At 33.1% G+C, this 16530-nt stretch carries 23 protein-coding genes; 2 read left to right on the forward strand and 21 right to left on the reverse strand.

What is annotated here, in order from left to right; translation table 11 throughout:
• Window positions 1–4: 4 nt before the first annotated feature.
• The 21 genes from rplR to rpsL all read right to left on the reverse strand — a co-directional run bounded on the left by rplR (window position 5) and on the right by rpsL (window position 11110).
• Entirely contained in the window at window positions 5–358 is a 354-nt protein-coding gene (gene rplR, locus ACFQZW_RS03250; RefSeq protein ID WP_298264389.1) for a 50S ribosomal protein L18, read from the reverse strand.
• A 13-nt stretch (window positions 359–371) separates the two neighbouring features.
• Window positions 372–917, reverse strand: coding sequence for a 50S ribosomal protein L6 (gene rplF / locus ACFQZW_RS03255; RefSeq protein ID WP_298285656.1), 546 nt, complete (start codon window positions 915–917; stop codon window positions 372–374).
• A gap of 17 nt (window positions 918–934) precedes the next feature.
• Window positions 935–1333, reverse strand: coding sequence for a 30S ribosomal protein S8 (gene rpsH, locus ACFQZW_RS03260; RefSeq protein ID WP_298264386.1), 399 nt, complete (start codon window positions 1331–1333; stop codon window positions 935–937).
• Window positions 1334–1394: 61 nt separating this feature from the next.
• Window positions 1395–1664 (reverse strand): 30S ribosomal protein S14, encoded by a 270-nt coding sequence (rpsN, locus tag ACFQZW_RS03265; protein ID WP_090122290.1) that lies wholly within the window; start codon window positions 1662–1664, stop codon window positions 1395–1397.
• Between the two features lie 3 nt (window positions 1665–1667).
• On the reverse strand, window positions 1668–2219 hold the full coding sequence (gene rplE, locus ACFQZW_RS03270) for a 50S ribosomal protein L5 (protein ID WP_298264384.1): 552 nt from the start codon (window positions 2217–2219) through the stop codon (window positions 1668–1670).
• A gap of 2 nt (window positions 2220–2221) precedes the next feature.
• Window positions 2222–2530 carry a 50S ribosomal protein L24 gene (gene rplX, locus ACFQZW_RS03275; protein ID WP_298264577.1) on the reverse strand — a complete coding sequence of 103 codons (309 nt, stop codon included), beginning with the start codon at window positions 2528–2530 and terminating at the stop codon, window positions 2222–2224.
• 12 nt (window positions 2531–2542) lie between these two features.
• Entirely contained in the window at window positions 2543–2911 is a 369-nt protein-coding gene (gene rplN / locus ACFQZW_RS03280) for a 50S ribosomal protein L14 (protein ID WP_298264382.1), read from the reverse strand.
• A gap of 1 nt (window position 2912) precedes the next feature.
• Window positions 2913–3170, reverse strand: a complete 258-nt coding sequence (gene rpsQ / locus ACFQZW_RS03285) for a 30S ribosomal protein S17 (RefSeq protein ID WP_298264381.1) — start codon at window positions 3168–3170, stop codon at window positions 2913–2915.
• Between the two features lie 13 nt (window positions 3171–3183).
• Entirely contained in the window at window positions 3184–3375 is a 192-nt protein-coding gene (gene rpmC / locus ACFQZW_RS03290; protein ID WP_298264380.1) for a 50S ribosomal protein L29, read from the reverse strand.
• A 15-nt stretch (window positions 3376–3390) separates the two neighbouring features.
• Window positions 3391–3819 (reverse strand): 50S ribosomal protein L16, encoded by a 429-nt coding sequence (gene rplP, locus ACFQZW_RS03295; protein WP_298264379.1) that lies wholly within the window; start codon window positions 3817–3819, stop codon window positions 3391–3393.
• A gap of 24 nt (window positions 3820–3843) precedes the next feature.
• Window positions 3844–4563, reverse strand: a complete 720-nt coding sequence (rpsC, locus tag ACFQZW_RS03300; RefSeq protein ID WP_298264378.1) for a 30S ribosomal protein S3 — start codon at window positions 4561–4563, stop codon at window positions 3844–3846.
• Window positions 4564–4575: 12 nt separating this feature from the next.
• Window positions 4576–4980 (reverse strand): 50S ribosomal protein L22, encoded by a 405-nt coding sequence (gene rplV / locus ACFQZW_RS03305; RefSeq protein ID WP_298264376.1) that lies wholly within the window; start codon window positions 4978–4980, stop codon window positions 4576–4578.
• 10 nt (window positions 4981–4990) lie between these two features.
• Window positions 4991–5269, reverse strand: coding sequence for a 30S ribosomal protein S19 (gene rpsS, locus ACFQZW_RS03310; protein WP_298264374.1), 279 nt, complete (start codon window positions 5267–5269; stop codon window positions 4991–4993).
• Between the two features lie 7 nt (window positions 5270–5276).
• Window positions 5277–6101 (reverse strand): 50S ribosomal protein L2, encoded by an 825-nt coding sequence (gene rplB, locus ACFQZW_RS03315; protein ID WP_298264373.1) that lies wholly within the window; start codon window positions 6099–6101, stop codon window positions 5277–5279.
• Between the two features lie 12 nt (window positions 6102–6113).
• Window positions 6114–6404, reverse strand: coding sequence for a 50S ribosomal protein L23 (gene rplW, locus ACFQZW_RS03320; protein WP_298264371.1), 291 nt, complete (start codon window positions 6402–6404; stop codon window positions 6114–6116).
• Window positions 6405–6414: 10 nt separating this feature from the next.
• Window positions 6415–7044, reverse strand: a complete 630-nt coding sequence (gene rplD, locus ACFQZW_RS03325) for a 50S ribosomal protein L4 (RefSeq protein ID WP_298264370.1) — start codon at window positions 7042–7044, stop codon at window positions 6415–6417.
• On the reverse strand, window positions 7044–7661 hold the full coding sequence (gene rplC, locus ACFQZW_RS03330) for a 50S ribosomal protein L3 (RefSeq protein WP_298264368.1): 618 nt from the start codon (window positions 7659–7661) through the stop codon (window positions 7044–7046). Before rplC ends, rplD begins: the two co-directional genes overlap by 1 nt.
• Before the next feature lie 141 nt (window positions 7662–7802).
• The gene (gene rpsJ / locus ACFQZW_RS03335) at window positions 7803–8108 is read right to left on the reverse strand and encodes a 30S ribosomal protein S10 (RefSeq protein ID WP_070237956.1); all 306 of its coding nucleotides are present in this window, start codon (window positions 8106–8108) and stop codon (window positions 7803–7805) included.
• Window positions 8109–8125: 17 nt separating this feature from the next.
• Window positions 8126–10219 carry an elongation factor G gene (fusA, locus tag ACFQZW_RS03340; protein ID WP_298264366.1) on the reverse strand — a complete coding sequence of 698 codons (2094 nt, stop codon included), beginning with the start codon at window positions 10217–10219 and terminating at the stop codon, window positions 8126–8128.
• 14 nt (window positions 10220–10233) lie between these two features.
• Complete coding sequence (gene rpsG / locus ACFQZW_RS03345) at window positions 10234–10710, reverse strand: 30S ribosomal protein S7 (RefSeq protein WP_298264364.1); 477 nt, start codon at window positions 10708–10710, stop codon at window positions 10234–10236.
• A 25-nt stretch (window positions 10711–10735) separates the two neighbouring features.
• Window positions 10736–11110: a 30S ribosomal protein S12 gene (rpsL, locus tag ACFQZW_RS03350; protein WP_068206887.1), complete on the reverse strand. Its 375-nt coding sequence runs from the start codon at window positions 11108–11110 to the stop codon at window positions 10736–10738.
• Window positions 11111–11628: 518 nt separating this feature from the next.
• Here rpsL and ACFQZW_RS03355 point away from each other — a divergent pair.
• Together ACFQZW_RS03355 and ACFQZW_RS03360 are read left to right on the forward strand one after the other, a co-directional pair.
• On the forward strand, window positions 11629–14838 hold the full coding sequence (locus ACFQZW_RS03355) for a SusC/RagA family TonB-linked outer membrane protein (protein WP_298285662.1): 3210 nt from the start codon (window positions 11629–11631) through the stop codon (window positions 14836–14838).
• A gap of 11 nt (window positions 14839–14849) precedes the next feature.
• Complete coding sequence (locus tag ACFQZW_RS03360) at window positions 14850–16286, forward strand: SusD/RagB family nutrient-binding outer membrane lipoprotein (protein WP_372800975.1); 1437 nt, start codon at window positions 14850–14852, stop codon at window positions 16284–16286.
• The last annotated feature ends 244 nt before the right edge of the window (window positions 16287–16530 follow it).

Here is a 16530-nt window from a genome sequence, read left to right on the forward strand (position 1 = left end):
TTTACTAAAATTTTAAACCTGCTTCTCTTGCAGCGTCTGCTAGAGCTTTTACTCTACCGTGATACAAAAATCCATTTCTATCAAATGAAACTGACTCTACACCATTTTTAATTGCTTTTTCTGCAATAGATTTACCTACAGCTTTTGCAATATCTGATTTTGAACCTGTTGATTCGATATCTTTATCTCTTGATGATACTGATACAATTGTAGTACCTTTTGTATCATCTACTAATTGAGCATAAATTTCTTTGTTGCTTCTAAACACAGATAATCTAGGTTTAGTAGTTGTACCAAATACAATTTTTCTAATTCTATGCTTAATTCTAATTCTTCTTTCAAGCTTTGATAATGCCATAATATCTTAATTATTATGCAGATTTACCTGCTTTTCTTCTTAATATTTCTCCTACAAACTTAACTCCTTTTCCTTTGTATGGTTCTGGTTTACGGAAAGATCTAATCTTAGCCGCAACCGCTCCAACTAATTGCTTATCGAATGAAGTTAGTTTAACTAACGGATTTTTTCCTTTTTCTGATACAGTTTCAACTTTAACTTCTGGAGCTATATCTATAACTATATTATGTGAAAAACCTAAGGCTAAATCTAATACTTGACCTTGGTTACTTGCTCTATATCCAACACCAACAAGTTCCAACTCTTTAGTCCATCCTTTAGAAACACCTATAATCATATTGCTTAGTAAAGATCTGTATAAACCATGTTTAGCCTTATGAGTTTTACTATCTGATGGGCGTTCAACAACTAATGTTCCGTCTTCAGTTTTAACTGTAATATCGTCTGTAATTTCTTGAGTTAACTCTCCCAATTTACCTTTAATGGTCACTACATTATCTTTTACTTCAAATGTAACACCTTCTGGTAAAGTTATTGGGTTATTTCCTATTCTTGACATCTTTCTTTAGTTCTTTATTAATATACGTAACATAAAACTTCACCACCCACGTGTTCAGCACGAGCTTGTTTGTTTGTCATAACTCCTTTAGATGTAGATATTATAGCAATACCTAATCCATTTAATACGCGAGGCATTTCATCTGCACCTACGTATTTACGTAAACCAGGTGTACTTACACGTTGTAGTTTCTTAATAACTGAAGATTTTGAAACTTTATCATACTTTAAAGCAATCTTAATTGTTCCTTGAACAGTGTTGTCTTCAAACTTGTAACTTAAAATATAACCTTGATCAAATAAAATCTTAGTTATTTCTTTTTTAATGTTAGATGCTGGAATTTCAACAACTCTGTGATTTGCCATAATAGCATTTCTAACTCTTGTTAGATAATCTGCGATTGGATCTGTAATCATTTTTTAATAATTTACGGTTTTGGTTTTCAATAAGTATTGAACCTAAAACCAATTTATAATTCTACCAACTAGCTTTTTTAACTCCTGGTATTAATCCTTGGTTTGCCATTTCTCGGAAAGTAACACGTGAAATACCAAATTGTCTCATATACCCTTTTGGTCTTCCAGTTAATTTACAACGGTTGTGTAAACGTACTGGTGATGCATTTTTTGGTAGCTTTTGTAATGCCTCGTAATCTCCAGCTTCTTTTAAAGCTTTGCGCTTTTCAGCATACTTATCTACTAATTTTTGTCTTTTAACCTCACGGGCTTTCATTGATTCTTTAGCCATTCCTTAATTCTTTTTAAATGGTAAACCTAATTCCGTTAATAATGATTTTGCTTCTTTATCAGTAGGAGCAGAAGTTACAAAAGTAATATCCATACCACTAATTTTGTTTACTTTGTCGATATCAATTTCAGGGAAAATGATTTGCTCAGTAATACCTAAATTATAGTTTCCTCTACCATCAAAACCATTTGCCTTGATTCCGTTAAAATCTCTTACACGTGGTAAAGATGCAGTTACCAATCTATCTAAAAATTCGTACATTTTTTCACCTCTTAAAGTTACTTTAGCACCAATTGGCATTCCTTTACGTAATTTAAAGGTTGCAACGTCTTTTTTAGATATAGTTGATACAGCTTTTTGACCAGAAATTTTAGTCAACTCTTCAACGGCATAATCAATTAATTTTTTATCAGCTACAGCTGCTCCAACTCCTTTACTAATTACAATTTTTTGTAATTTAGGAACTTGCATTACATTTTTGTAACTGTATTCTTCAGTAAGAGCTTTAATTACTCTATTAGTATACTCTTCTTTAAGTCTTGGTATATAAGCCATAACTAAATTGCTTTATCAGTTTTTTTAGAAAACCTAACTTTTTTATCACCTTCCATTCTATAACCAACTTTTGTTACTTCTCCACCTTCTAGTAACATTAAATTAGATATATGAATTGAAGCTTCTTTCTTCACAATTCCTCCTTGTGGGTTTTGTGCACTAGGTTTTGTATGTTTTGATATCATATTGACACCTTCTACAATTGCACGGTTTTTAGATTGAAAAACTTCAACAACTTTCCCTTCTTCCCCTTTATGGTCACCTGCCATTACTCTAACAGTATCTCCTGATTTTATCTTTAACTTCATAATCTTATAAGTTTATTAAAGCACTTCAGGTGCTAATGATACAATTTTCATAAATTGTTTTTCACGAAGCTCTCTTGCAACAGGCCCAAATACACGTGTTCCTTTCATTTGCTCAGAAGCATCTAACAATACACAAGCATTGTCATCAAAACGAATGTAAGACCCGTCTTTTCTTCTAATTTCTTTCTTCGTTCTAACTACAACAGCTCTAGAAACTTGTCCTTTCTTTACTGATCCGTTTGGTGTAGCATCTTTAATAGTTACTACAATTTTATCTCCAATTGACGCATAACGTTTTTTGGTTCCTCCTAAAACGCGGATTACTAAAACTTCTTTAGCTCCAGTATTATCTGCTACTCGTAATCTTGATTCTGTTTGTAACATATTATTTTGCTCTTTCTAGGATTTCTACTAACCTCCAACGTTTTGATTTACTCATTGGACGTGTCTCCATTATTCTAACAGTATCTCCAATATTGCAATCATTTTTCTCATCGTGAGCAACATATTTCTTTGTGCTTAACACGAATTTACCGTACATAGGGTGTTTCATTTTTTTAACTTCAGAAACAACAATAGATTTCTCCATTTTGTTACTTGAAACTACACCTATTCTCTCTTTTCTAAGATTTCTTTTTTCCATCTTTTGAATACAATTATTGTAATTCTCTTTTAGTTAATTCAGTAGCCACACGTGCCACAGTTCTTCTAAGCGCTCTCAATTGCATTGGAGTTTCCAATGGCGAAATTGCATGAGCCATTTTTAGATCTGTATAGCTCTTCTTTAAACTTCCAAGTTTCTCTTGTAACTCTTCAGTTGATAATTCTATAATTTCAGATTGTTTCATTTTCTTAATCGGTTATTAAGCGTTATCAAAATCTCTAGCTACAACAAACTTAGTTTTCACAGGAAGTTTTTGTGCTGCTAAACGTAAAGCTTCTTTTGCAACATCAATAGGCACACCACCTACTTCAAACATAATTCTACCAGGTTTAACTACGGCTACAAAATATTCTGGAGCACCTTTACCCTTACCCATACGTACTTCTAATGGTTTTTTAGTAATTGGCTTATCTGGAAATATTTTAATCCATAATTGACCTTCTCTTTTCATATAACGAGTAGCTGCAATACGAGCTGCTTCTATTTGACGAGATGTAAGTAAATTTTGTTCCAAAGCTTTGATACCAAACATTCCATTTGAAAGTTGATGTCCTCTTTGGGAATTACCTGACATATTTCCCTTAGCCTTCTGTACTTTACGATATTTTACTCTCTTTGGCTGTAACATTTTTACCTTCTAAATTTTAAAAATTTATTTTCTTTTACGAGCTTGTGATCTTTTAGAGTTACCTCTATCGCTCTTTCCTTGTTTTTTAGAAAGACCAACTAGCGGTGATAATTCTCTTTTACCATAAACCTCGCCTTTCATAATCCATACTTTAACACCTAATCGGCCGTAGGTAGTATGAGCTTCAACAAGTGCATAATCAATATCAGCTCTAAAGGTAGAAAGAGGAATTCTTCCTTCTTTATAATGCTCTGAACGTGCCATTTCAGCACCATTTAAACGACCTGAAATCTGAACTTTAATTCCTTCAGCATTCATACGCATGGTTGCAGCAATTGCCATTTTAATTGCTCTACGGTAAGAGATTCTATTCTCAATTTGACGAGCAATACTAGCAGCTACTAAACGTGCATCTAATTCTGGACGTTTAATTTCAAAAATATTAATTTGAACTTCTTTTCCTGTAATTTTTTTAAGCTCTTCTTTTAACTTGTCTACCTCTTGACCTCCTTTACCAATAATAATACCTGGTCTAGCAGTAGTGATAGTAACGGTTACAAGTTTAAGTGTACGCTCAATAATTACAGTTGAAACACTTGCTTTAGATAAGCGGGCATGTACATACCTTCTTATCTTATCATCTTCAGCTAATTTATCACCGTAGTTTCTTCCTCCATACCAGTTAGAATCCCATCCTCTGATAATTCCTAAACGATTTCCTATTGGATTTGTTTTTTGTCCCATTTCTACTTATGATTAATTGCTAACATTTTTACTTCCTAAGATTAAAGTCACATGATTAGATCTTTTTCTAATTCTGTGTGCACGACCTTGTGGTGCTGGTCTTAATCTTTTTAACATTCCTGCGCTATCTACAAATATTTCCTTTACGAAAAGACCTGCATCTTCAATACTTGCATCTTCATTTTTTGCTTGCCAGTTTGCAATGGCACTTAACAATAATTTTTCAAGATTGATTGAAGCTTCTTTTGAATTGAATTTTAAGATTTGAAGTGCTTTTTCAACTTCAACTCCTCTAACTAAATCCGCAACCAAACGCATTTTTCTTGGTGATGTAGGACAACCAGTAAGCTTTGCGAAAGCCATCTGCTTCTTCTCCTCTTTTATCTGCTGTGCTCTTAATTTTTTACGAACTCCCATGATTACCTACTTATTTTTTTCCTTTATTTTTTGCACCTGCATGTCCTCTATATGAACGTGTTGGTGAAAATTCTCCTAATTTATGACCTACCATATTTTCAGTTACATAAACTGGTACAAACTGGCGTCCGTTATGAACAGCTATAGTTTGACCAACAAAATCTGGAGTAATCATAGAGGCTCTAGACCATGTTTTGATTACTGATTTTTTTCCTGATTCTAAATTTTCATTTACTTTTTTCTCAAGCTTATGAAAAACGTAAGGTCCTTTTTTTAATGAACGTGCCATATCTCAATTATTTTTTTCTACGTTCTAAAATATACTTATTACTCGCCTTAGTCTTAGATCTTGTTTTGTAACCTTTTGCAGGTATACCGTTTCTAGATCTTGGATGACCTCCAGATGAACGTCCTTCTCCACCACCCATTGGATGATCTACAGGGTTCATTACTACTGGTCTAGTTCTTGGTCTTCTACCTAACCAACGAGTTCTACCCGCTTTACCAGAAACTAATAATTGATGATCTGAATTAGACACTACACCAATTGTTGCCATACATGTTAACAAAATCATTCTTGTTTCACCTGAAGGCAATTTAACTGTTGCATATTTCCCATCTCTTGCCATTAATTGAGCAAATGATCCAGCACTACGAGCCATAACAGCCCCTTGACCTGGATGTAACTCAATACAAGAAATTGTAGTTCCTAATGGAATATCACTTAACAACATAGTATTTCCAACATCAGGAGTAGCTCCTTCACCAGAAATTACTGTTTGGCCAACTTTTAAACCACTTTGAGCGATTATGTATCTTTTTTCACCATCTGCATATGCTACTAGCGCAATAAACGCGGTACGGTTTGGATCATATTCAATCGATTTAATAGTTGCAGGGACACCGCTTTTATTTCTTTTGAAATCAATAATACGATATTGTTTTTTATGACCACCACCTATATAGCGCATGGTCATTTTCCCTTTACTGTTTCGACCTCCAGATCTTTTTTTCGGAGCTAATAAACTTTTCTCCGGCTTATCAGTAGTTATGGTGTCGAACCCATTTACTACTCTAAAACGCTGACCTGGTGTTATTGGTTTTAATTTTCTAACTGACATTTTTATCTTTTCTTAGATATTGCTGTAAAAATCAATACTTTCTCCTTCGGCTAACTGCACAATTGCTTTTTTATAAGCTCCAGATTTTGCTTCAACCATACCACTTTTAGTGTATTTAGTTTTGCGTTGAACTGGATAATTCATAGTTCTTACACTCTCAATTGCAACACCATAAGCTTGTTCTACGGCATTTTTAATTTCAAGTTTGTTAGCTTTTTTATTTACAACAAAAGCATAACGATTAAATAATTCGCTATCGTTTGTTGCTTTTTCCGTTATAATAGGTTTAATTAAAATCTTCATATCTACTTACCTATTTACTTAAATTAGATTCAATTCCTTCTAAAGAAGCTTCAGAAAGAACTACTTTATTTGCATTTAACAATTCGTAAGTGCTTAAACCTGAATTAGTTATCGTTTTTGAACGTTTTAAATTGCGCGATGACAAATATACATTATTATTTTGTTCAGCCAACACAAATAAAGATTTTTTGTTTTCGATTCCTAAAGCAGTTAATACAGCAGTAAAGTTTTTCGTTTTTGGAGAGTCAAAATTAAAATCTTCAACAACGATAATATTGTTCTCTTTTGCTTGAATGCTTAATGCTGATTTACGAGCTAATCTTTTTAAGTTTTTATTCAATTTAAATGAATAATCTTTTGGTCTTGGACCAAATATTCTTCCTCCACCTCTAAACACAGGAGATTTAATACTACCTGCACGAGCTGTACCTGTACCTTTTTGCTTTTTAATTTTGCGAGTACTACCAGCAATTTCAGCTCTCTCTTTAGATTTGTGAGTTCCTTGTCTTTTGTTAGCCAAAAATTGCTTTACATCTAAGTATACTGCATGTTTATTTGGCTCAATTCCATATACAGCATCAGAAAGTTCAACTTTTCTTCCTGTATCTTTTCCTTGTATGTCTAAAACTGATACTTTCATTATTTCTGAATAATTACATAAGCGTTTTTATGACCAGGAACTGCTCCTTTAACCACTAGTAAGTTCTTTTCTGGAACTACTTTTAAAACTCTTAAATTTTGAACTGTTACTTTATCTCCTCCCATTCTTCCTGCCATACGCATTCCTTTGAATACTCTTGCAGGATAAGATGCAGCACCGATAGAACCTGGAGCTCTTAAACGGTTATGCTGACCGTGAGTAGCTTGACCAACACCACCAAAACCGTGACGTTTTACTACCCCTTGAAAACCTTTTCCTTTAGAAGTTCCTGAAACATCCACAAACTCACCTTCTGAAAAAAGTTCAACTGTTATTTGATCACCTAAATTGTGCTCCTCCTCAAAACCTTGAAATTCGATAACTTGTTTTTTGGCAGTGGTTCCAGCTTTTTTAAAGTGACCATCTAAAGCTTTATTAGAGCTTTTTGCCTTTTTGTCATCGAAACCTAATTGAAGGGCTTTGTACCCATCAACTTCTTCAGTTCTGACTTGGGTAACTACGCATGGACCTGCTTCAATAACAGTACAAGGAATATTCTTCCCATTCTCGTCAAATAAGCTGGTCATTCCGATTTTTCTTCCTATTAACCCAGACATTTTAATTTAATTTAATTATTATTTATTTTTATTTCAAAAAAACAGGGTCAAAATACTTCAACCCTGAATGTATTTTTCCGTTTTTCCTTCGTCAATCGCTCCGGACATGTCATCGAGATTGTTATCTCGATATTAAAGTACTTAAACTTTAATTTCTACCTCAACTCCACTTGGAAGTTCTAATTTCATTAAAGCATCAATAGTTTTTGATGATGAACTATAAATGTCTAATAATCTTTTATAAGAACTTAATTGGAATTGCTCTCTAGATTTTTTGTTTACGTGTGGTGAACGTAATACTGTAAAAATCTTTTTATGAGTTGGTAATGGTATTGGTCCGTTTACAACTGCACCAGTATTTTTTACCGTTTTTACGATTTTCTCAGCAGATTTATCTACTAAATTGTAATCGTACGATTTTAATTTTATTCTAATTTTTTGACTCATCGTTTATAATTTAGAGATTAACCTTTTGCTTTAGCTATTACTTCTTCAGCAATATTTGATGGACATTGATCGTAATGTGAAAATTCCATTGAAGATGTAGCTCTACCTGAAGATAATGTTCTTAAAGTAGTTACATAGCCAAACATTTCAGATAATGGAACATTTGCTTTTACAACTTTAGCTCCAGATCTATCACTCATTGAGTTTACTTGACCTCTTCTTCTATTTAAATCTCCAACAACGTCACCCATATTTTCTTCTGGAGTAACAACTTCTAACTTCATAATTGGCTCTAAAATTACAGCTTTAGCTGCTTTTGAAGCTGCTTTATAACCCATTTTAGCTGCTAATTCGAAAGATAATTGATCAGAATCTACTGCGTGGAAAGATCCATCATATAAGGTTATTTTCATGCTATCCATTTCGTATCCAGCTAAAGGACCGTTTTTCATAGCTTCTTTGAAACCTTTTTCAACAGAAGGAATATATTCTTTAGGTACATTACCACCTTTAATTTCATTAACAAAAACTAACCCAGCTTTAGTAGTGTCTTCAACTGGCTCCATAATAAATTTGATATCAGCAAATTTACCACGTCCACCTGATTGTTTTTTATACACTTCACGGTGATCAGCTTTAGCTGTAATAGCTTCTTTATATTCTACCTGAGGTTGTCCTTCATTTACTTCTACCTTAAACTCACGTTTTAAACGATCAACAATAATTTCTAAGTGAAGTTCACCCATTCCTGAAATAATTGTTTGTCCCGAAGCTTCATCAGTTTTTACTTGGAAAGTAGGATCTTCCTCCGCTAATTTACCTAAAGCCATTCCTAATTTATCAACATCAGCTTTAGTTTTAGGCTCAACTGCAATACCAATTACAGGTTCTGGGAAAGACATAGACTCTAGTACAATTGGGTGCTTTTCATCACAAATTGTATCTCCAGTTTTTAAATCTTTAAATCCTACAGCAGCACCAATATCTCCTGCTTCAATTCTTGTTATTGGTTCTTGTTTATTTGCATGCATTTGATAAATACGTGAAATACGCTCTTTTTTTCCTGAACGAGTATTTAACACGTATGAGCCAGCATCTAAAGCACCAGAATAGGCACGGAAGAAAGCTAAACGCCCAACAAATGGATCTGTAGCAATTTTAAATGCTAATGCAGAAAAAGGTTCTTTTACACTTGGTTTTCTAAATGCAGGTTCATCAGTATTTGGTTTTACACCTTCAATAGCTTCAACATCTAAAGGAGAAGGTAAAAATCTCATAACTGCATCTAACATTGCTTGAACTCCTTTATTTTTAAAGGCAGAACCACACATCATTGGAATAATAGACATATCACAAGTTGCAGCGCGTAAGGCAGCAATTATTTCGTCTTCAGAAATTGAATCTTCGTCTTCAAAGAATTTTTCTAACAATTCTTCATCGTATTCTGCAACGGCTTCAACTAACTGAGCTCTATACATTTCTACATCATCAGCTAATTCTTCAGGGATTTCGATTTCTTCATAAGTCATCCCCATATCATGTTCATTCCAAACAATTGCTTTCTTAGAAATTAAATCTACAACTCCTTTAAAATCTATCTCATCTCCAATAGGAACTTGTAATGGAACAGGGTTACCACCTAACATTTCTCTAACTTGTTTACACACATTAAAGAAATCAGCTCCTTGGCGATCCATTTTATTTACAAATCCTAAACGAGGAACTTTATATTTATCAGCTTGTCTCCAAACAGTTTCTGATTGAGGTTCAACACCATCAACCGCACTAAATAAAGCAACAACACCATCTAAAACACGAAGTGAACGCTCCACCTCCACTGTAAAGTCAACGTGACCTGGAGTGTCAATGATATTCACTGCATATTTTTGATCTCTATACAACCATTCACAATGTGTAGCTGCTGATGTAATTGTAATACCTCTTTCTTGTTCTTGTTCCATCCAATCCATAGTTGCAGCACCATCATGTACCTCTCCTAATTTATGTGAAACACCCGTATAATAAAGAATACGCTCTGTACATGTAGTTTTACCTGCATCAATATGAGCAGCTATCCCTATATTTCTTGTATATTTTAAATCTCTTGCCATTTTCTAACTACTTATTAAAATCTTAGGTGAGAGAATGCTTTATTAGCATCAGCCATTTTATGAACATCAATTCTTTTCTTAACAGCAGCTCCTTCTTCTTTAGCAGCGGCTAAAACTTCTGCAGCTAAACGCTGAGCCATTGATTTTTCATTACGCTTTCTTGAATAAGAAATCAACCATTTAATTGCAATAGATACCTTTCGGTCAGGTCTAATTTGCGATGGAATTTGAAAAGTAGCACCCCCAACTCTTCGGCTACGAACCTCAACTTGTGGCATAACATTACTTAATGCATCTTTCCAGATCTCTAACGCTGATTTTTCTTCATCTTGTTTTTTTTGTTCTACAATGTCTAATGCATCATAGAATACTTTAAAAGCTACAGATTTTTTACCATCCCACATTAAGTTATTTACAAAACGTGTTACTAATTGATCGTTAAACTTTGGATCTGGTAAAAGAACTCTTTTTTTCGCTCTTCTTTTTCTCATGTCTTTACATTAAAGTTTTTTAAAATTACTTTTTAGGTGCTTTTGTACCATATTTAGAGCGACGTTGAGTTCTTCCATCAACACCAGCAGTATCTAATGCTCCACGAACAATATGATACCTAACTCCTGGTAAATCTTTAACCCTTCCACCTCTAACTAATACTATCGAGTGCTCTTGTAAATTATGTCCTTCCCCAGGAATGTATGCATTTACCTCGTTACCATTTGTTAACCTTACCCTTGCAACTTTACGCATTGCTGAATTAGGTTTTTTTGGTGTTGTAGTATAAACACGTGTACATACCCCTCTACGTTGAGGACATGAATTTAAAGCAGCCGATTTACTCTTCTTAGTTATTTTGGTTCTTCCTTTTCGTACTAATTGCGAAATTGTTGGCATACTAGAATTTTGTTATTGTTTTTACTTTTATATTTATTAGCTCTTTTCAAAGAGTTTGCAAATGTACAAATAATTTCTTGTTAATCAAATACGTAGATATTTATTTTTTTGAGTTTAAATTCAAACTCAAAAAAGCTTCCCTCTATACCATATATATGTTATTAATCAAAATGCAGCTTTCCTTTCATTGTAAATAGCTCAAATCATCTACAAAAATATTCATAAGAGTTAACAACTAAACAGTATTAATTTCAAATTATGAAAAAATCATTTTACTAAAATTAATGATTTTTAAAATTCAAAAGCTGGTTCAAATTTTATAGAATAAAAAGCAGCATATTATCAATAGAATTACATTTTTAATAATTTTTAAGTCGTGAATTTATCGCACTCTTTATGTTAATAAAAAGTAATGTTTTTAACTTTTTTTAACATATTTTAAGAGTTTAACACGAAAAAGTTTGTTTTATTAACAAATAATTAAGATTTTTGAAACAATTAATTCAAATAATTATATAATGAAAACAAAGTTTAATGGTTTTTTAACGCTTATTTTAGCGTTTATGGTGCAAATTTCATTTGCACAAGAAAAAACTGTTACTGGTAAAGTTTCCGATGCAAGCGGACCTCTACCTGGTGTAACAGTTCTAGTTAAAGGTGCCACAGTAGGTACCCAAACAGATTTTGATGGTAATTATTCAATTAAAGCAGCAGTTGGCTCTGTATTACAGTTTAGCTATATTGGTATGCAAACAGTTGAAAGAACCATTGGAGATTCAAATGTAATTAACGTTACTCTTACTGAAAGTGCAGAAGCTCTAGAAGAAGTTGTTGTTACAGCTTTAGGTATTAAACGTGAAAAACAAAGTTTAGGTTATTCTACTCAAGAAGTTAAAGGTGATGCCGTTAATACGGTTAAAGACCCTAACTTCGTTAACTCCTTATCTGGTAAAATAGCAGGTATTGATGTTAAAAGTAGTGGAACTATGGGAGGATCAACCAACGTTGTTATTCGTGGTTATTCATCACTTTATGGATCTAACCAAGCACTTTTTGTTATTGATGGTGTACCAATAAGTAACTTAAACAACAACAGTTCAGATCAAACAACTGGTAGAGCTGGTTATGACTACGGAAATGCTGCCCAAGATGTAAATCCTGATGATATTGAATCTATAAACATCTTAAAAGGTGGAGCAGCAACAGCGCTTTACGGATCAAGAGCAGCTAATGGTGTAGTAGTAATAACGACTAAGAAAGGAACTACTCAGAAAGGGATTGGTGTTACTATAAATTCTTCCGTAACATTCAACAAATTTAATGAAGACACATTCGCTAAATACCAAGACCAATATGGTGCAGGTTATTATGATGGATTCCATCCTGGAGGCTTTTACTATGAAGATCAAAATAACGATGGAATAGACGAAGCATACACACTTTCAGATTGGGATGGTTCATTTGGAACAGTTCCTTTTGATCCCAACTTAATGGTTTATCAATGGGATTCATGGTATCCTCAGTTAGACACCTATGGACAAGCTTCTCCTTGGGTTGCAGGTAAAAATGGTCCAGCTTCAGTTTTTGAAACTGGTGCTTCTATTTTTAATAGTGTTGCTCTTGATGGTTCAAATGAAAAAGGAACATTTAGACTTGCTTATACAAAACTGAACCAGACCGGTATTATGCCTAATAGTGAAATCAAAAGAGACAATGTTGATTTTGGAGCTAGCTATAAATTAACTGATAAATTAACAGCTAATGCCAAAGTTACTTATGTTAAAACTAAAGGTAAAGGACGCTATGGAACTGGATACGACTCTCAAAACTTTATGCAAACAGCCAAACAATGGTGGCAAACAAATGTTGATGTTCAACAACAAAAAGAAGCTTATTTTGCAACACGAGATAACATCACTTGGAATACTTCTTATATCAATCATGATTTACACGCTATTTATCATGACAACGTATATTTTATGAGATATGAAAATTATGAAACAGATTTAAGAAATCGTGTCTTCGGAAATGTTTCATTAAATTACGAGATAAATGATTGGTTATCTATATTAGCAAGAGCTTCTTTAGATACTTATGCAGGAAATCAAGAAGAACGTATTAATAACAACAGTACTGCAGTTTCAAATTACAGTATCTTTAATGAGTCATTTACAGAAAATAATTATGACTTTATGTTTAACATTAATAAAGATCTTAATGAAGATATTAATTTAGCAGCTGTAATAGGAACAAACATAATGAGACAAAAATACTCAACTTTATTTGCTTCTACTAATGGAGGAATCAATGTTGATGGTTTATACTCTTTGAGTAACTCCGCAAATGCTATTTTAGCACCAACTCAAAGAGAGTTCTTAAAAGGTGTAGATGGATATTATGTAAACCTTTCTTTAGGTTATAAAAGTTTATTATTTGTTGAAGGTTCATACAGAAGAGATATTGCATCCACTTTACCTCAAAATGATAACGAATATGATTACTATGGAATATCAGGGAGTTTAGTATTTTCTAAATTATTAAATGCTAATTTTATATCTTTTGGTAAATTAAGAGTAGGTTATGCTAAGACCGGTAATGCTGCACAAGCTTTATCAGTATATAACACTTACGATTTAAACACTCCTGTAGGAGGAAACGCATCTGCATCTTTACCTTCAACAAACAACAACTCTAATTTAACTAATGAGGAATCAAATGAAGCGGAGATAGGTTTAGAGATGAAATTTGCAAACAATAGATTAGGATTTGATGTATCTTTTTATGATAAAAAATCTACTGATTTATTAACCCCTGTTTCTGTAACACCTGCTATTGGTTATACAGGACAATGGTTAAATGCTGGTGAAATTCAAAATAAAGGTATCGAATTAGCATTATCAGGTTCTCCAATTAAAAATAACAATTTCGAATGGAGAGTAAATGTAAATTGGGGTAAAAACAAGAGTGAAGTACTTTCTTTAGCTTCTGGACTTGACAATCTTCAATTAGCATCTTTACAAGGTGGTGTGTCAATAAATGCAACTGTAGGTGAACCTTATGGTATGATTAAAGGTACAAATTATGTTTTCCATGAAAATGGAGGAAAAATTGTTGGAGATAACGGAGCATATGTAAAATCTGGTCCTAATGAAGATTTAGGATCTTTCCAAGCAGACTGGAAAGGTGGTATTAGTAACAGCTTTAAATATAAAGACTTCTCTTTTAGTTTCTTAATTGATATGCAAAAAGGAGGTCATGTATTTTCATTAGATACTTGGTATGGTATGGGTACAGGTTTATATCCTGAAACTGCTGGAAATAACGAATTAGGAAACCCTATGCGTCTTCCTATATCAGAAGGAGGAGGAATCTTATTAGATGGTGTTAATGCTGATGGTAGTCCTAATACAACAAGAGCTAGAATGGACTATTATGCACATGCACTTGGATGGTCAAAAGCTGTAAATGCTCAACATGTATATGATGCAGGATTTGTAAAGCTAAGAGAAGTATCATTAGCTTACACTCTTCCTAAAAAATACCTAAGCAATAGTTTTATCCAAAATTTAACATTTACTGCAATTGGGAGAAACTTATGGATTATTGACAAATCTTTACCTTATGGAGATCCTGAAGCTGGTTTAAGCTCTGGTAATGTTCAAGGTTATCAGTCAGGTGCATATCCATCTACTAAAGATTATGGATTTAGTGTTAAATTAGAATTTTAAAAATAGAAAAAATGAAAAAAATATTTATAATAGCCTTTCTTATAGGCATCACATTTTCTTCATGTGAGGATTTTGAAGGATGGAACGTGGATGATAAGAATCCAAGTGAAGTTCCTGCTGGGTATTTAATAACCAGCTCTCAAAGAGACCTTGCTTTAAGAATGACAAGCACCAGTGTAAACTACAATATCTTTAAGTTATTTGCTCAATATTGGACAGAAACTCAATATACTGATGAAGTAAATTACGACCTTACAGGTAGAGATATTGGAGGTAATTTTTTCCTATATTTATATAGAGATGTTTTAATGGACATTAATGAAGCAAAAAGAATCATAAATGAAGATCAATTTATTGATGCAACTACAAAAACTAATCAGTTAGCTGTTGCAGAAATAATGCAAGTTTTTGTTTGGCATATTTTGGTAGATACCTATGGTGATATTCCATATTCTGAAGCTTTACAAGGAGTAGATAATTTACTACCTGTCTATGATGATGATGTAGCAATATATGCCGATTTATTTGCCCGTTTAGATGCTGCACTTTCTCAATTAAGTTCTGGAGATTCATTTGGTACCGCTGATTTACTTTATAATGGAGATATTTCACAATGGAAAAAATTTGGAAACTCTATAAAATTAAGAATGGCTGTTCGTACTGCAGATTTTGATTCTTCAAGATCTTCACAGCTAGCTAGCCAAGCTGTTGCTGCAGGTGTCTTTACTTCTTCAAGTGACAATGCTGCATTCCCTTTTGAAGTAAGCCCACCAAATACTAACCCAGTATGGACAAGTTTAGTTCAATCTGGACGTAATGACTTTATACTTGCTAATACTTTTGTAGATATCATTACACCTTTAAATGATCCTAGAGCTTCTGTATTTATGGCAGATAATAAAGATCCTTATATTGGAGCTACTTATGGCGTTGGGTCTTCTTACACAGATTATACTCATATTGGTGACTTATGGCATACCCCTGATTTAGAGGGTATTTTAATGAGCTACGATGAAGTGCAATTTTTATTAGCTGAAGCGGTTGAAAGAAACTTAATTTCTGGTGATGCTGAAATGTACTATAATGAAGGTGTGAAAGCTTCAATTATCTATTGGGGAGGATCAGAAGGAGACGCTGATACTTATTTAGCACAAACAAGCGTTGCATATAATACAGCAGGATCAAGCTGGAAAGAAGTGATAGGTAACCAAAAATACATTGCTTTATACGGAAGAGGATTTGAAGCGTGGAGTTCATGGAGAATGCTAGATTATCCAAACACGATGACAAGACCTGCTATCTCTGGAGAACCAGTTCCAAGAAGATACATTTATGGAAATGATGATGCTGATGTGAATGGCGCAAATTATGAAGCTGCAAGTGCTGCAATGGGAGGTGATTTAAAATCTTCAAGAGTCTTTTGGGACATTGTTGGTGTAGGAAACTAGAATTTTTAATAATTTAAACTATAAAAACCTATGAGTTTCACTCATAGGTTTTTTTTGTCTTAAAGTCAACGTTTAAAATATATATTATACAAAATAGTTTTATCGATTAATTTCTATGTTAAACTTAACGCAACCCTTTTTAAAAATTAACATCTACTAAATAATATCTCATAAAAAATAACATTTTCTTATGTTAATTTTAACAATTAATTAGGTATTTTGATTATAATTTATGATTTTTGAC

It is taken from the genome of Lutibacter aestuarii, assembly GCF_042676885.1.
Lineage (GTDB): Bacteria > Bacteroidota > Bacteroidia > Flavobacteriales > Flavobacteriaceae > Lutibacter > Lutibacter aestuarii.

Bases quoted from the DNA above. Each gene is read 5' to 3' on its own strand.
- rplR (WP_298264389.1), bottom strand. From the start codon at position 358: ATGGCATTATCAAAGCTTGAAAGAAGAATTAGAATTAAGCATAGAATT.
- rplF (WP_298285656.1), bottom strand. From the start codon at position 917: ATGTCAAGAATAGGAAATAACCCAATAACTTTACCAGAAGGTGTTACA.
- rpsH (WP_298264386.1), bottom strand. From the start codon at position 1,333: ATGATTACAGATCCAATCGCAGATTATCTAACAAGAGTTAGAAATGCT.
- rpsN (WP_090122290.1), bottom strand. From the start codon at position 1,664: ATGGCTAAAGAATCAATGAAAGCCCGTGAGGTTAAAAGACAAAAATTA.
- rplE (WP_298264384.1), bottom strand. From the start codon at position 2,219: ATGGCTTATATACCAAGACTTAAAGAAGAGTATACTAATAGAGTAATT.
- rplN (WP_298264382.1), bottom strand. From the start codon at position 2,911: ATGTTACAAACAGAATCAAGATTACGAGTAGCAGATAATACTGGAGCT.
- rpsQ (WP_298264381.1), bottom strand. From the start codon at position 3,170: ATGGAAAAAAGAAATCTTAGAAAAGAGAGAATAGGTGTAGTTTCAAGT.
- rpmC (WP_298264380.1), bottom strand. From the start codon at position 3,375: ATGAAACAATCTGAAATTATAGAATTATCAACTGAAGAGTTACAAGAG.
- rplP (WP_298264379.1), bottom strand. From the start codon at position 3,819: ATGTTACAGCCAAAGAGAGTAAAATATCGTAAAGTACAGAAGGCTAAG.
- rpsC (WP_298264378.1), bottom strand. From the start codon at position 4,563: ATGGGACAAAAAACAAATCCAATAGGAAATCGTTTAGGAATTATCAGA.
- rplV (WP_298264376.1), bottom strand. From the start codon at position 4,980: ATGGGAGTTCGTAAAAAATTAAGAGCACAGCAGATAAAAGAGGAGAAG.
- rpsS (WP_298264374.1), bottom strand. From the start codon at position 5,269: ATGGCACGTTCATTAAAAAAAGGACCTTACGTTTTTCATAAGCTTGAG.
- rplB (WP_298264373.1), bottom strand. From the start codon at position 6,101: ATGTCAGTTAGAAAATTAAAACCAATAACACCAGGTCAGCGTTTTAGA.
- rplW (WP_298264371.1), bottom strand. From the start codon at position 6,404: ATGAAGATTTTAATTAAACCTATTATAACGGAAAAAGCAACAAACGAT.
- rplD (WP_298264370.1), bottom strand. From the start codon at position 7,044: ATGAAAGTATCAGTTTTAGACATACAAGGAAAAGATACAGGAAGAAAA.
- rplC (WP_298264368.1), bottom strand. From the start codon at position 7,661: ATGTCTGGGTTAATAGGAAGAAAAATCGGAATGACCAGCTTATTTGAC.
- rpsJ (WP_070237956.1), bottom strand. From the start codon at position 8,108: ATGAGTCAAAAAATTAGAATAAAATTAAAATCGTACGATTACAATTTA.
- fusA (WP_298264366.1), bottom strand. From the start codon at position 10,219: ATGGCAAGAGATTTAAAATATACAAGAAATATAGGGATAGCTGCTCAT.
- rpsG (WP_298264364.1), bottom strand. From the start codon at position 10,710: ATGAGAAAAAGAAGAGCGAAAAAAAGAGTTCTTTTACCAGATCCAAAG.
- rpsL (WP_068206887.1), bottom strand. From the start codon at position 11,110: ATGCCAACAATTTCGCAATTAGTACGAAAAGGAAGAACCAAAATAACT.
- ACFQZW_RS03355 (WP_298285662.1), top strand. From the start codon at position 11,629: ATGAAAACAAAGTTTAATGGTTTTTTAACGCTTATTTTAGCGTTTATG.
- ACFQZW_RS03360 (WP_372800975.1), top strand. From the start codon at position 14,850: ATGAAAAAAATATTTATAATAGCCTTTCTTATAGGCATCACATTTTCT.